This window comes from Bacillus sp. FSL E2-8900, assembly GCF_037966225.1.
Taxonomy (GTDB): Bacteria; Bacillota; Bacilli; order Bacillales; family Bacillaceae_G; genus Bacillus_A; species Bacillus_A cereus.
In genome coordinates, this window is the sequence record NZ_CP150193.1 from 2,892,272 (window position 1) to 2,907,117 (window position 14,846).

The following is a 14,846-nucleotide window of genomic DNA, read 5'->3' on the forward strand; positions in this document are numbered from 1 at the left end:
TAATACTTAAGATACAGATAAAATATCTTTTCCATGTCGCACTGTTTTATTGAAGTCTATCCCGAGTTATAGCTAGTTCAATGCGACTGTAAATTCGGAGTTCGGTTCGCCAGCAAATACAACTGTTCCGTTCTCTGGTAGTTTCACTTTGTTATTATTACTAACAACGCTAAAATTGACGCATACTCCATTCCCATCATACACCGCGAATGAACTTCCTGATGGCAACTCCACATTCATCGTTTTCCCTGCTACCTCTTGCGGAATCGTAAACCATTTCGCATGCCCATTTTTTTGCAGTGTAACTTTCGATAATTGACCTGCATCAAGGGATTTTACGTTAGATTCACTGACGTATAAAAAGCTGGCCATCTCCATATATTCAGTACCATTCTCTGTATAGAAATGAGCTTCCTTCGTATCCCTCCCATTCATCACAGGAATCTGAATTTGATGCGTCGCCGTATTCGGACCTGTAATTTTTTTGCCGTCCCAATAGCCATCCTTGATCGTAATTTGTGTGTTAAGAGGTATTTGTTGTCCTAGATAATTTATAGAATTAAATTTTTCGTTAACAAGGTAGAACTTGCCGCCCTCGCGCTTCGCCCATGCAGCAGCTGTTTTCTTCGGTAACACATTGTTTTCTAATTTCTGAGCTAAATAGTGAGTCAGCACATTTTGCCCCAATCCCGGTGATAATTCATATGTGCTCTCTCTTAAATAAACTTTTCCATTCTTCTCAGTGACGAAGTTAAGCTTGGAAGTACCCTTTTCATTTATAAAGCTTCCATCCGCCGTATATACATATTTTTCTTCCGGTTTAGTTGGTAAAAACAGTTCTCCCTTCTTCGTAATCTCTATTTTGAAATGGCTTTGGATATTTCCATACAATCCTGCTTTTTTTACCACATCTTGAGGCACTTTAGCCTTGACTGGCTTGCCGAAGGATTTATCTGGTTTTATATCCTTAATTGCCCCTTTCTCTTTAAGCCTAGCTAGCAGTAATTTATTTGCCAATAGTTGATTTGTCATGCTGCTCCCACCGGAGGACAATACAGCTGCTGCCATCTTCTGTTCTGGAAGCACGACCAATGTAGCATGTTGCAGCATCGTATCCCCACCCTTAGTCAACGCTTTTATCCCATATTCACTGAATGGGTATAGTTTCACACTATCCCAGCCAAGACCATAGTTGAACATATTTCCGCTATCTCCTGGCCACATTCCTTTTTTATATTCTTCTTGTTCCATCGCCTTGATTGCTTTATTAGAGAGAATTTCTTTTCCCTGTCCCATAAATATTTGTGAGAATCGCACCACATCTTCTGCAGTAGAGGAGATTCCTCCCGTACCAATCACATTTACCATTTCACTTGGAAGCTGTCCCTGGTATGTCGGAGAATACTGTCCAGCCCGCTTTTCGTCTTCCCATTTGTCTTGCGATGTTATCGTTTGATTCAGTTTTAATGGCTCTGTAAACTTTTGATGTAGAAATTCAGTAAAACTCATACCGCTGACTCTTTCTACCAAGATCTCAGCCAGCGTAAAACCGTCATTACAGTATACTGAAAACGCGCCAGGGTCTGCCTTCAAGTTTTGGTTGGACAATTGTTGCAACAAGATATCATGGGCATAAGCATCATTATCTTTAAATAAAAATGCATTATTGAACGTCGAACCTTGCAAACCTGAGGAGTGATTCAACAGCATACGCGGTGTAATGCGTTTATATCGTTTATCTTTCATTTTGAACTCAGGAATATAGCCAGTAACAGGAGCATCCAAATCAACTTTTCCTTCGTCTACTAGTTTCATAACAGCCGCTGCTGTATATACTTTACTGGTTGAACCAATTCCGTATAGAGTATCTTTAGTTAATGGTTCTTTCCCTTCTATGTCGTTCTTGCCTGTCTGCCCCGACAAAATAAGTTTACCATTATCAATCAGCGCATACTGCACGCTAGTCGTCTCATAGGACTTCGTGAGTAGTTCAGCGTTCTCTGCAGCAATCTTCTCCAAATCTTTGCTAGCAACTGCTTGGCTAGATACAACCGGAGCCTTACTGCTAGAAGACGCTATCGCTCCTGTTGGCAGGCTCATCGTTAGAGCTAAAGTAGCGGCTAACACCCCAGATAATTTATTTTCCATAAAAAAATGCCTCCTTAGATAAATGATTAATTTCATCTTTTATTTGTTCAATTACAAACATCACATAAACTACTATTCTGGCTTTATCCCTACTGTCGTAACAAACGGTAAAACCTCTCTTTTTCACATGTATGTTAGTACCATAAATGATTTTTTTATTTAGAATGTACTTATTACTAGTTTGGTTTTCGTATAAATAAATCCTATTTATCCTCCCTCTTTTGTGCTTCTCTATATTTGTATCCTACATAATAAAAATTTCTTTTTTCTTATGCATTTCTTACAATTTCCTTACGTTCAAATCACTTCTATAATTAGGTAGGTTTTATTTTAAAATCCCCAGGATAATAACTGCTTATATAATCCCACGATTTCATAGAAGATGGATTAATACCCCTGCGCCAAATCATCATGCACATCTCTGATATTTCCTTGCATCCCCCCTCAACCTTTACAACAGTTCCAACCGGCATCAACACTTCTTCACGTTCTTATTACTAGTAATAACTAATCAACTCCTTACCTGAAAATAAATTAATATAGAAAAAGAGAGATAAGGTTAAAATACCTTTATCTCTCCTTTTCTCTCACAAATTTTGCGAAGTTTTTTTGTTTTTGGGTTCATCTGTTTTCTTAGCTTGATGGGCATGGAACGTTAAGAAAAAGCAGACTGAAAGAATTAAAGGAGAAGAAATTATTTCAATAAAATTTCTTTAAAGTACTTTTACATCACTTTCACAAATGTAAGAACTCTCATATATTACACTTCATACATCCTTTTCCAAGGAACAATATACCGATATACAAATCCCTATTTATATAGGGATTTTTTTGTGCAAGTCCCCTCACCGTCAATTTAAGAATTAAAAAAGAGGGGATTATCCCCCCTCCTTTTTACGCTTGCTCCGACTGTCGAAATTATTTAATATACCCACGATTCAGTTCCGTTAATTTTTCATTGATGTTAAAAATTCTTACTCTAATATCTTTAACACCAACTGCTTCAAGTCTGTTCTTGTGCATTTCAGCGTATTTTTCAGCATCTTGTTTTTCCTCAAATACATAAATGCCTCCAGCTTCTTTTTTTTCTTCATTCTCAGTCCATATTTTCCAGTGAAATCCTTCTTCTTCGTTAATACTATTTGCTAAATCCCAAAATGTTTTTTCCATTTCTTCACCAAAAGGACCTTCAAACGGAAAATCAACTTGTAGTAAATATGCCACCTTCACTCACTCCTATTTTAATATAAAATTCTTCCCGTTCTTTTACTGATTATGATTCAAATGATAGTAATGTCTAAATCCGTATTGCTATTATTATTCAAGCACTAATTTGAGAATCCCCCTATTTGTAAAATAATCACATAATGATAGTAACTTGAACGCATAAAGTGAAAGTTTAATAGTTTTCGGTTATTTTTAAAAAATGTGATACAAACTTATCCCTAAACTAAGGACAAACAAAACAAGTGCAGGTATCGCTTTCTTAAAGGGATCTCTCGCTAATACAATTAGAGTTAATGCGGCTGCAAGCATCGTACCAGCTAATAACACTCCTGCCCATAAAGCTATTACTGGAATCCAGATTCCTATCAACATTCCAATCGCTCCTACAATCTCAAAAGCTCCAGTTAAGAAATTAAAAAACGAAGGTAAACCAAATCGTTTGAACTCATCTGCCATTTTCCCGGATATAATTTTCGTTCCTGTCATTAAAAAGAACAGAAACAACACTACTTTTACAATATTGATGAAAATTAAAATAGTAATCACACCTTTCTTATTATTTGGTAAAAACTCAGTATTGTTCAGATAGTAGTCACTACCTTTATCCTATTTCCTGAGATTACCCGTATGGAAGTCGCTTCAATTTACATTACCCTTTTCAATATTAAAGGGCCAGAAATTACATGCTATAGCATATATAATACAAAAAATTTGACTGGTACTAAGCAAAAAAGTGACCCTGAATCAGATATCATACAAAATAAAGTTATCTTCCCATTCGTCCAAACAAAAAATTATATGCTACAGCATATATAATACCTAAAACAAAGTTTGTTCCTTATGAATAGCATAGCATCAATAAGGAACAAATATTAATAGTGTGTATCATACAATTTGTTTAATAACGATTGTAATACTTTAATTTCTTCCTCGCTCAAATTACTCGTAACGAAATGGTGAGCGTCTTTCACTACAGGCAAGATTGTTTTCTTTAGCTCGTCGCCTTTTTCAGTTAAAAAAAGGTTATGTGAACGCCTATCTTGGTCATTCAAAGCCTTCCTTACAATCCCTTTTCTCTCCATTGACTGTATCATTCTAACAACAGTAGTTTGATCTTTATCAATAGCTTCCGCCAACTCTTTTTGAGTAGTGCTCCTTTGGCTACAAAGAACACTAATAATCCCCCACTGCTCTGGCGTAACTCCATACGGCTTTAATTTCTTCGTAAAATAATTGGTCATTTTCACATCAGTACGGTGAACAAGATAGCCTATTAAATCATGTAAGTTCATATATCACCTCTATAAATTAAGATATAAAAGGATACAGCATACCAGTCAATCATTCACAATGAATGTATTTGTTTCACCATATATATGCTATGGCACATATATTAAAGTAGATTATTTTAATTGTCAAATGATTTACCTATTATTTTTCGAAAACCAAATCGTCCCTTTAGATTATAGAAGGAATGACTAATTTGACGTATTTCTCTGGCGATTTCTCCCTTATCGTTTTATGATATGCTAATAACATTTGATAAAATATGGTATCTATAGACAGTCAAACACCTTTAAAGATACCTCATCCAGTTTTCTTGCTGTTGCAAGATAAACAGCATGTAATCAGTTAACCACCCACATTAGTAACGAAAACATAAAGAAAAGGCATTCCAAATATGAAACACCTTCTTTCGTTTTATAAAACCATCCAACACGCTGAACTTTTCAATTTAATATAATGACTCGTTTAACTAAAGAAATTGATTACGTGCATAACGCTCTTCTCACTTTTCTTGCAAAATTTAGTGGATCATCAACGTCTTCGATATTAACGTAAATTAAATTTGGATCATCACATAACCACTCATTGTGTATAGACGAAACGATTATTCCTTGTTTAATAATTGTCGCCACAAATTCAGTGACTTCTTTTTGTAAGAGTGCTACTCGGCCTAGGCATAATGCCCGTCCGGTTTTATTGTCTCGTGATTCGAATGAAAAGGAAGTTGTTACTCTAAAACGTTTTCCCAAGATTGTTGCTCGTATTTCATCTCGGTTTATTGTTGCCACGCATTTCCCACCGGCGAATCCTTCTTGACCGCCAATGATTCTTGCAAACTGTTGACAAATTGATTCCTCATTAACCGCCATACCTTTAATCATTCCTCCTTTTACTATTAGATTATGAATTCATACATAGGTCTGAAACGGCAATGAATCTAATCTATTATAAAAAAAATGATGGCAATCTACCGAAAGCTATTAACTCAATTATTCTTGATTGTATGAATTGTTATCAGAGTTTAAATGGTGCAGAATTTTTATTCTATGCTTAATGGGCATCGGAGACTGAAAGCAAAACTCAGCTATTATATGGTAAGACATTTTTAAAAAGCATAAAAAAGACACCCTAAGGTGCTATCCTCCGACTTGAGAATCGTATCTATGTATGGAGAAATTTAGAAAAAACAAATACAAAAGAGAAGATTCTAACTATAATTTATAGAACTCTTATGTCATGACTTACTTACATATTTCCTTATTTACCAGAAGAAGAATCCCAGTTACATTATTTTCTGAACAGTCTCGTTAAAGCCATACCAAGAAATCCAGCGCCCATTCCTATTAGCCATCCAGTTTGGGCATTACCTAACATAGATCCCACTCCTCCACCAAGAAACATACAGCCAACGAATACTAATCCTCCAATTCCCCAATTCGGCCGTTCCATAATTCAATCACATCCTTTCAATAAAACATATGCGATTGGCTCCCTCAACTTTCTTCCATAGGATAGTTCATTATTTTGCTTAAGTTTAGCGCTTCAAGGAATTCATAAGATGTGAAGCTTGAGCCATTTATATAGATTGTAGAAATACGGGTATCAATCGTTATTAAAAATAACTGACGCATTTTAAACATCATCGATTTTATCATTTTGGACAACCTATTCTGTTAAATTGATATACATGCGAAAAAACTATCAAAATAAAACCCCAGAAATCCAACGGTCTCTGGGGCTTCCTTATATATTTAGCTCTTTTTGCTTTTTGTTTTGTTTATGTCTATACAGCAATTTTCGGCTTATTAGAGAAATCACTAATAAGGTCAGAATTAATAAGATAAGTTGCATAAATGATAAATCAAAATATTTAGCACCTGTAACGATTAAAAGTGTAGAAATCGTGCCTTTTACAACAAAAAAAATAATAACCCATAATCCGCCTTTTTTCCAGTTCATTTTATATTACCCTTTCCTACGTTTAAATTCTTAAAATATTTAATGATAGTTCTTAAATGTGACAACTTAATAGAAATCTATTATATTAACAAAAAATTCATGTCTAATTACATGCAACGATTCTATATTAAATGAAAATGATATTCATCGTCAATTTTATTGACTATTTGAATACTTATTATTTCTTTCTACTTTGTTTCTTATAAGCAACACACTTTTATATTCAAACAAAAACACCTCCATTACATTTGCACACTTAGTATGCGAATGCAAGAGGTGTTTTTTCATATACCATCAGGTAAGATTTCCTGCTTTGTTTATTTCTTGATACGTAGCTATTTTTTAATACACAATAACTGGATCATACGTGTTCAAACTATCATATACAGTTTTTGCAACATTAGGAAGAAGGTTCACACACCCACCTGATCCTCCTGTTAAATAAGCATTATTTCCCCAGTCTTTTCGCCAGCCGGCATCGTGAAATCCTTGACCACTATTTGTGAATGGAACCCAGTAATCTACTTTAACCGCATAATCAGCTTTTCCTACTGCGTTACCTCTTAGCGTATATGGTGTTCGTTTATAAAGGACGTACCACACACCTGGTGATGTATCTTCACCAGTACTATGTTTACCAGTTACTACATTTGTTGTAACAACTAATTTTCCATCTTTGTAAATCCAAATTTGTTGCTCTGCAATTGAAACTTCTGCATACGTGTCTCCGATGCCATTATTCGATGTTGTTTTATAACCGATACCTTCCTTCTCCCAACCATTCCCGTGAATATTAGAAGCAGAAAGCGATTTGTCGCCTTTCTCAAAGGCTTGTTGAACTTGTTTAGTTTCTTTTTCAACATCTAGTGCCCAGCCGTATCCTTGTCCTTTTACTGATATGACTGAACCGGAATGAGTTTTAAATGAGAAATCTTTATTTAATGTTGATTTGGCATTATTAATTTCAGTAATTTTCTTCTTAATGTCACTCGCATCAATTGTAACTTTCATATCCTTTGACATAGAGGCATTTTGAATTAAATCTTTCGCTTTTAAAGGATAAACTTCATCCTGCACTTTATACTCAACAGACTGCCCAAGAAGATTCTGTAGTGCTTTCTCCTCTTTTTTGACAATCGGATCGTCTTCTTTAATAGGTTTTATGTATGCAGACTTCAGATGAATTTCGCTTTTATATTTTTGTTTATCATAATCTTTCAGTAGACTAGTAACATCATACTGTTTTCCTTCAACACTTTTCGAAATAACAATTTTCCCTTGTTCTAGCTTCGCCATAGCATCTTGAGGCGCTTTTAATTTCTCATTCATAGAGATGAGCTTTTCTTCTACAAGTTTTTTCATCGTTTCACTACGATACTGATCTGCCTTCTCTGGTAGCAATGAATAATTTTCTCCCTTTGAGGAAGGAAAAAATGTCCACTGACTTTTTAATAGTTTCTTAACCTGAGGCAAATCTTTTTCTGTAAGTTCCGTTTTTGTATCTTTTTCATCTAAAATTTGTTGTTGATCAACATAGACTTTGTTTGCTAGTCCAGATGTCTTTAGTTTCTGTATTGCCTGATCAGCGCTCAGACCACCAACTTTTGTGTCATTAATTGTAACATTCGAATTGAAGTGAGTTGCCTGATAATAACTCATTCCCCCAATAAGAAGTGCAATTACACCAATACCCACTGCGATAAACTTCCAATTTGTATAACGTTTTTTTGATCTTACTCGTTTTTGATCAATTTCTTCAACTGATTCATTTGTTGTATTGTTGTTCATCAATCTTTCCCCCGTATGCATTAACGTCAAACGATTTTCAACTAAAATCATAAACTAGTGTACCTTATTTTTCCTAAAATTTCATTATTTCCGAACACATTTTATCGCAATTTAATGATTAAATTTAGATTTTTTAATAGTACGATGCATTGAACAGTCCTTTACAAGTCATAAAATGAAATTTCAATCAACCGTTATACCAAAGGAATTAACTACATCTTCTTCGGAAAACTTCTTCTCTTTACGTAAAATACGAATTATATTATCCATTTTATAAACATCACCTCCTAATTTTGTCAAAAAAATAAACGATAGTCCTTCTATCTAAAATGTAGAAGGACTATCGTTTTTTCAGTTAGAGTATTTGATAATCGTTTAACTTTTTATTTCCTGAAGGTCAAACGTGATGAAGATGATGAAATTTCATTTCATAGCCTTTAAATGAAAACATTATGTTTTTTATGGCAAACCAAGTTTATTTTCTTAGCTTGATGTACCCACATATCCAGCAGCCTAAGATTAAGTAAGAGTCTGTTCAACTAGATTTTTTCTAATATTTTTAGGAGCATCTTATTTCGCCTCGTCATATTTCACTAATTGAATTTAAAACACATCCGTATGCTATTTAGTAAAATTTACGATTCGAGACGTAATTATTGCAGTAATTAAAATAATAATAGCGGTTATCAAGCCAGATTCTCCAACCCAAATCTCAGTTTGATATCCTGTACTTGCACGTGCGAAAGGTCCTTGAATAATGGCATTCCAAGTAGTATGGATGATAACCGAAGGCCAAACGCTACCTGTGATTAGTCGTAAATAAGCTGTAATATAACTGAATGGCACAATACAAAAATAGATGCCAAGCACTGAAAGTAGGACAGATGGTCCCTCTACATATAGACCAGCAATAACAATTGGAACATGCCACGTTGCCCAAATCAATCCACTAATAAGGATCGGCCGTGAAAACTCTGCATCGACTAGCCTTGTGAGCATATAACCTCGCCAACCCATTTCTTCTCCCAAAACTGGGATTAAGTTAAGCAAACTTCCGAAGACGCCGCTCAATACAACTAGATAAATGAAACTGAATGGTGCCGCTACATACTGAAGTCCAAGCATATTGTAGATCGGTTCTAACATACCACCTTCAGGATGCTGAAACCCTGCAATTCCGCTCAGCCAGGCGATAGAATAAGTAATTCCACAAATAATCATAGGGATTAGCAGAGCAAAACCGATCCCCTTCCATATCTTTAAGTTACCGAGACTAAAAGATACATCTTTAAACCCTTCTTTCAGTATTATGCGAGTCAAAATAGAAGATAATGCTGGGGTAAACATATATACCACAATAAGCGGCATACTTTTCGTAATTATTATTACTACATTTAGGATAATAGAAGTAATGATTAAGATACTCAGAAAGAGTTGAAGTCCTATTTTAGCACGTTGGATTTTATCTTTATTGTGGAACGATTTTGCGTGTAATATCATTGTAATCCGCCCTTCCCCTTTCATTCACTTGTTTATCGAATTTACTTCTTGTCATTTCTACAGACACACCTTAGAATAAAAATATTTTGGCATACAGATTCATTCATCTTTAACATCACTCCCAAATTTATAATCTAGTTTTACTTGCAACTCATCCATGTAATTATTATTTATAAGTTGTCATAACCGATAGTACAAAAGTGTAATGATTAGTCTATGACCTGTGTCAATTAACCTTATGACACTATGTAACTAGAAAATATGATATGGAATAAATAACAATTGAATTAAGGCAATTGATTCGTGCAAGTACAATGAATCATTCTTGCTTTTACAAATAATTCAATTGAGGTGAAAAAAATGAATAAGAAAAAAATAATTGCAATGGTTAGTACAGCTTTATTAGTCACAGGATGCGCGGAAGTAGGAAAGGCTCAAACAGTAGCAGTCGAAAATTCAAGTCAATCAATACAAAAAAATATAGTTAAATCCATACAATCACAGGCTTACCCATTAAAAACGATAGAGCCGTCAAAATCATTTGAGGATTTAAAACCACTTAAGAAAATGATTGGGAGCGCACAATATGTAGGATTAGGAGAGAATACTCATGGAAGCTCTGAAATTTTCACTATGAAGTTTCGCCTTGTGAAATATTTGGTTACTGAGATGGGTTTTACAAATTTCACAATGGAAGAAGATTGGGGAAACGGCTTAAAACTAAATGAATATATCCAAACAGGAAAAGGAAACCCTAGGGAATTTTTAAACTTGTTATATCCTACTGATGAAATTATAGCCATGATTGAGTGGATGAAAGATTATAATGCTGATCCATCCAATAAAAAAAAGATCCAATTTATTGGCCTCGACTTAAAGGAGTTGGACCAAGGTTGCTTTAATAAAGTGATTGATTATGTAAGACTACATCGACCAGATTTGCTGGCAGAAGTAGAAGAAAATTATAAAGAATTGTCGGCTTTTAATGGAAGTACAAAGGAATATATGGACCTTGCTCCTGAAATAAAAGAAAAGTTCAAAGCAAACGCTGAGAGAGTAGCCCAATTACTAAAAGATGAGAATGGGCAAGCCAACACAGAAATAGCTTCACCCGAGTACATCTGGGCGCAAGCAACGGCAAGTGCAATAGAGAAATTTACCACAATGCTAATTCCTAACGACTATCCAAGTATGTTAAAGCTACATGAGCAATACTTGGCCGATCATGCAATGTGGGCACAAGAGACATTTGGTGGTAAAACGATGGTATGGGGACACAATATTCATATAGCTAAAGGAATTATCGATGAGCAATTATATCCTGATGTTGCGGGGCAGTTTTTAAAGGAACGTTTAGACGATAATTATGTCACAATTGGTAGTACAACTACGGAGGGGAATTTCACCTTATATAGCGAATATAATCCTTCCACCGGAGGTAAGATTACAACAGACGCTATTCCACAAGATGTAAAAAGTTTCAATTACACTCTCGGAAAAGTGCCCTATAAAACGTTTTTATTGGATAACCGTCACCTTAAAGGACAAGCAGAGAAATGGGTTAAAGCAAAAAGACCATTACTAAGTATAGGAGGACAAATCATCCCCAACAGTTCGGTATACTTTGATACTTCATTGCTTGAGCAATTTGATATTATTTTTCATATTCGAAAAACAAGTCCATCTCATATTAAATAAAAGTACAAAACAATCCCGTTCTTGCAGATGTAAGAACGGGATTGTTTTGTGGGGATTAATAAAGTGAAACTTTAATCAGCAAGTTTTTGTTCATCCCCCACTTATTATTAGCCTTCACCAATCGTGCGTTTACCGTCAGCCTGCCCCCCACCTAACGCTTAATTTTGAGGCGGGGGTCTTACTGCCTGGCAAATAGCGGGATAAAAGCATCTTTGTTAACTAGAAGTAAACTGCTCTCCCCCTTTTTAATATCATTTAGAACTGTCATATGACACTTTTACACTAGTGAGAATGACAAAAAAAGCAGTATGATTCGGTTATTACATAGATAGGAGCGATGAACTTTATGAAATCAAAATTCATCCAGAATGGTTATTTTTTATTGCTAACTTTCGTTACAGGATTGTTTTATTTTTGTTTTTATCTTATAGCTCTGCTATTTAGTTTAACCCTTTCATTTACTGTTGTTGGGATTCCATTAATTATGCGCGTACTACAGACTACGACACCTTTTATCCAATTCGAGCGCATACAGACGAAAATTTATACAGATATTTCAACAGACTCTTATGATAAAAGTATAACAATGGATACATCGAACTGGGCTCAGGTGAAATTAGTGCTTACAGATCGTCGTACTTGGTCTGCTGTCTTTTGGTTAATGCAGAAATTAGTGATTGGCATTTTCAGTCTCATTAGTGCAATCGTTTTTTATGTAATGCCACTTATGCTCCTGTTGGCACCACTACTGTATCGCTACATTGAAATGAATATTATTTTCATACAGATAGATACGTTTTCCAAGTCACTTTTTGTAATGTTTATGGGTATAGTATTTACCGCCATAAGTATTAGAATAGTAGATGGTTGGACAAAGAAAATTGGGGGCTATACACGTAGCATGATTCGGCAACTAAATCAATAAAAGTTTGCAGTCTGTGAGTAGTATCGTAGTTTTAAATTAAAAAGTATAATAAGACAGGAAGAATTAAATTATAGTATAGGAAGAAAATGGTAGGCCATTTAGGGGGTAAAGAACTTGTTAGATATGGTTAAGTATTGGTTTTGGTATGATTGGATTATGTTGGGGGTACGCCTACTTGCTAGTGTGTCTATCATTCTAGCTACATTAAATTTTCAGGATGGTTTAACATTACCACTTTGGAGTATTATTCTTTGGGAAATTATTGCCTTCTCTATTCCATGGGTAGCCTTACTATTCAATTATAAATATTATTTGTTCACAGAAATACTGCTGTATGGTGGACTATGTATATATTTAACCTCATTATTTCCAGGAGCTTACAACACATTTCTTATATCAGTGTTTCTAATTGCTGCGAATAGTAAGCATTTGTCCTATTATTGGACAGCTCCAATAACGGTTTTTATAACGACTGGAATTTTCTATGCGGTTGCGGCAAGTAATAGCTATTGGGTTATGGTCACCTATTATGGATTCGCATATGTAATGGGCTTCGCTTTTCATTTATTAATCGTCAATCATAAACAAAATGAATCAATTCGTAAACAAAACGCGGTACTTGAGCAATATATGTCTCAGATTGAACGCATCACACTGGCGGAAGAACGGAACAGACTGTCGAGTGAGCTTCATGATACAGTTGGTCATGCTTATACTTCTATTATTATGGGGATGGAAACGTTGCGTACCGAACTTTCTACTGAAATGGGTATACAGAGGCTAGACTCTCTGCTTGAAATGGGACGGAAAAGTATCGAGGACGTGAGAGGTTACCTACATCAAATGGATTCTCCATGTCAATCGCCTTCCTTAATTCAATCTCTACAAAATCTTGGAGCCGAATTTCAGGAGCACGCTCAGGTAAATGTAAGTTTTAGGACATTCGGAGAGGAATATCAGCTGTCTCGGCAAGCGAAGATCGCATTCATTCGTTGCTTACAAGAGTCCCTTACGAATGCAGTACGTCATGGTCAGGGAACTGAAATTATAGTTTCATTGCAGTTTGACGAACAATATACGAGGTTAGAAGTTCAAGATAATGGAAAAGGAAATGTAGAATGGCAGGAAGGCTTTGGTATGAATGCGATGAAAGAACGGGCAATGAACTTGCAAGGTCAATTGTCTGTATATACAAAGCCTGAGGAAGGAATGCTTGTTACTTGTACCATACCGCGACAAACTGAAATAAAAGATGGACTTATTCGTTTGTTAATTGTAGACGATCAGCCATTTGTCCGGGAAAGTTTGAGGACACTACTCGATAGATATGAAGATTTAAATGTAGTCGGTTTAGCTGAAGATGGCAATGAAGCCATCGATTTGTGTGGGCGCCTTCAACCCCATGTTATACTTATGGATTTAGATATGCAGCACATGGATGGAGTCGAAGCAACCAAAAAGATTAAGCAACAATGGCCACATATCCGCGTATTGATTTTTACAACGTTTCAAGATACCGAACAGGCAGTGGAATCACTTCGCAACGGTGCGGATGGTTTTTTACTTAAATCTATTGAAACGTTGGAGCTAGCCAATACGATCCGACTTATTCACAAAGGTGGGACACTAATTGATCAGGGAATGTCTCACAAAATATTTGAGAAATTTGATGAGCAAAAAGAGACACCACAATCAAAAGCAGCCGCTTATGAGCTAACAGCTAGGGAAATAGAAATATTGCAACTAGTAGCCAAGGGACTTCGATACACTACCATAGCATCAAGGTTATATTTATCGAATGGTACGGTCAGAAATTATGCTTCTACAGCTTATACAAAGCTGGGAGTCCGTAACAAAGAAGAAGCTGTTCAAAAGGCTCTAGAAATTGGAATTATTGAATAAGAAAAATGTTTTTTTGTTTCTCTACAGCAAGGCAAAATGTAGTTACAAGATACAGTAAAGGATAAAGTGAAACTTTAATCAGCCCTCACCAATCGGGTTTTTACGGGCAGGCCGCCCCTACCTAACTTCTTTGCTTCCGGTGAATTTTGAGGTGGGGGTCTTACTGTCCGTTAATGCGGGATAAACTTATGAATTTAATTGAATATCATTTTTGATAGGTAATTTTTTTGAAAAATTTAACCCTGTTTTAAAAAATTTAAATAGCGTTACTACGTATTGAATGTAGCAACGCTATTGTTTTCTATATTAGAAATTAAACATCTTTATTATCGCTATACGGAAGACAGTTTTAGGTCTTTTCATGTGGGGATTCCTCTAAACCAGTCCCCCCTAATTCACTTGTTGTCTCTGA

12 protein-coding genes are annotated in these 14,846 nt (G+C 35.4%); 3 read left to right on the forward strand and 9 right to left on the reverse strand.

The features are described from left to right. Positions 1–72: 72 nt before the first annotated feature. The 9 genes from NST90_RS14810 to NST90_RS14850 all read right to left on the reverse strand — a co-directional run bounded on the left by NST90_RS14810 (position 73) and on the right by NST90_RS14850 (position 9,909). Positions 73–2,148, reverse strand: coding sequence for a serine hydrolase domain-containing protein (locus NST90_RS14810; RefSeq protein WP_000428428.1), 2,076 nt, complete (start codon positions 2,146–2,148; stop codon positions 73–75). A gap of 918 nt (positions 2,149–3,066) precedes the next feature. Continuing rightward, complete coding sequence (locus tag NST90_RS14815; RefSeq protein WP_000323774.1) at positions 3,067–3,372, reverse strand: monooxygenase; 306 nt, start codon at positions 3,370–3,372, stop codon at positions 3,067–3,069. A gap of 195 nt (positions 3,373–3,567) precedes the next feature. Beyond that, on the reverse strand, positions 3,568–3,918 hold the full coding sequence (locus NST90_RS14820; RefSeq protein WP_029960785.1) for a DoxX family protein: 351 nt from the start codon (positions 3,916–3,918) through the stop codon (positions 3,568–3,570). 329 nt (positions 3,919–4,247) lie between these two features. After that, on the reverse strand, positions 4,248–4,667 hold the full coding sequence (locus tag NST90_RS14825) for a MarR family winged helix-turn-helix transcriptional regulator (protein ID WP_001048566.1): 420 nt from the start codon (positions 4,665–4,667) through the stop codon (positions 4,248–4,250). 477 nt (positions 4,668–5,144) lie between these two features. Beyond that, positions 5,145–5,531 carry a DUF1259 domain-containing protein gene (locus NST90_RS14830; RefSeq protein ID WP_001986336.1) on the reverse strand — a complete coding sequence of 129 codons (387 nt, stop codon included), beginning with the start codon at positions 5,529–5,531 and terminating at the stop codon, positions 5,145–5,147. A gap of 418 nt (positions 5,532–5,949) precedes the next feature. Then, positions 5,950–6,111: a hypothetical protein gene (locus NST90_RS14835; RefSeq protein WP_000441008.1), complete on the reverse strand. Its 162-nt coding sequence runs from the start codon at positions 6,109–6,111 to the stop codon at positions 5,950–5,952. A gap of 294 nt (positions 6,112–6,405) precedes the next feature. After that, positions 6,406–6,621, reverse strand: coding sequence for a hypothetical protein (locus NST90_RS14840; RefSeq protein WP_001104104.1), 216 nt, complete (start codon positions 6,619–6,621; stop codon positions 6,406–6,408). Between the two features lie 342 nt (positions 6,622–6,963). Beyond that, positions 6,964–8,409 carry a L,D-transpeptidase family protein gene (locus NST90_RS14845; protein ID WP_001064068.1) on the reverse strand — a complete coding sequence of 482 codons (1,446 nt, stop codon included), beginning with the start codon at positions 8,407–8,409 and terminating at the stop codon, positions 6,964–6,966. Between the two features lie 621 nt (positions 8,410–9,030). After that, positions 9,031–9,909, reverse strand: a complete 879-nt coding sequence (locus NST90_RS14850; RefSeq protein ID WP_025708650.1) for a CPBP family intramembrane glutamic endopeptidase — start codon at positions 9,907–9,909, stop codon at positions 9,031–9,033. A gap of 360 nt (positions 9,910–10,269) precedes the next feature. Here NST90_RS14850 and NST90_RS14855 point away from each other — a divergent pair, with 360 nt between their 5' ends. The 3 genes from NST90_RS14855 (at position 10,270) to NST90_RS14865 (ending at position 14,434) form a co-directional block, all read left to right on the forward strand. Further along, positions 10,270–11,607 carry an erythromycin esterase family protein gene (locus tag NST90_RS14855; protein ID WP_025708652.1) on the forward strand — a complete coding sequence of 446 codons (1,338 nt, stop codon included), beginning with the start codon at positions 10,270–10,272 and terminating at the stop codon, positions 11,605–11,607. A 346-nt stretch (positions 11,608–11,953) separates the two neighbouring features. Next, the gene (locus tag NST90_RS14860) at positions 11,954–12,532 is read left to right on the forward strand and encodes a sensor domain-containing protein (protein ID WP_283748152.1); all 579 of its coding nucleotides are present in this window, start codon (positions 11,954–11,956) and stop codon (positions 12,530–12,532) included. A 114-nt stretch (positions 12,533–12,646) separates the two neighbouring features. After that, positions 12,647–14,434 (forward strand): hybrid sensor histidine kinase/response regulator transcription factor, encoded by a 1,788-nt coding sequence (locus NST90_RS14865; RefSeq protein WP_025708656.1) that lies wholly within the window; start codon positions 12,647–12,649, stop codon positions 14,432–14,434. Positions 14,435–14,846 lie beyond the last annotated feature (412 nt).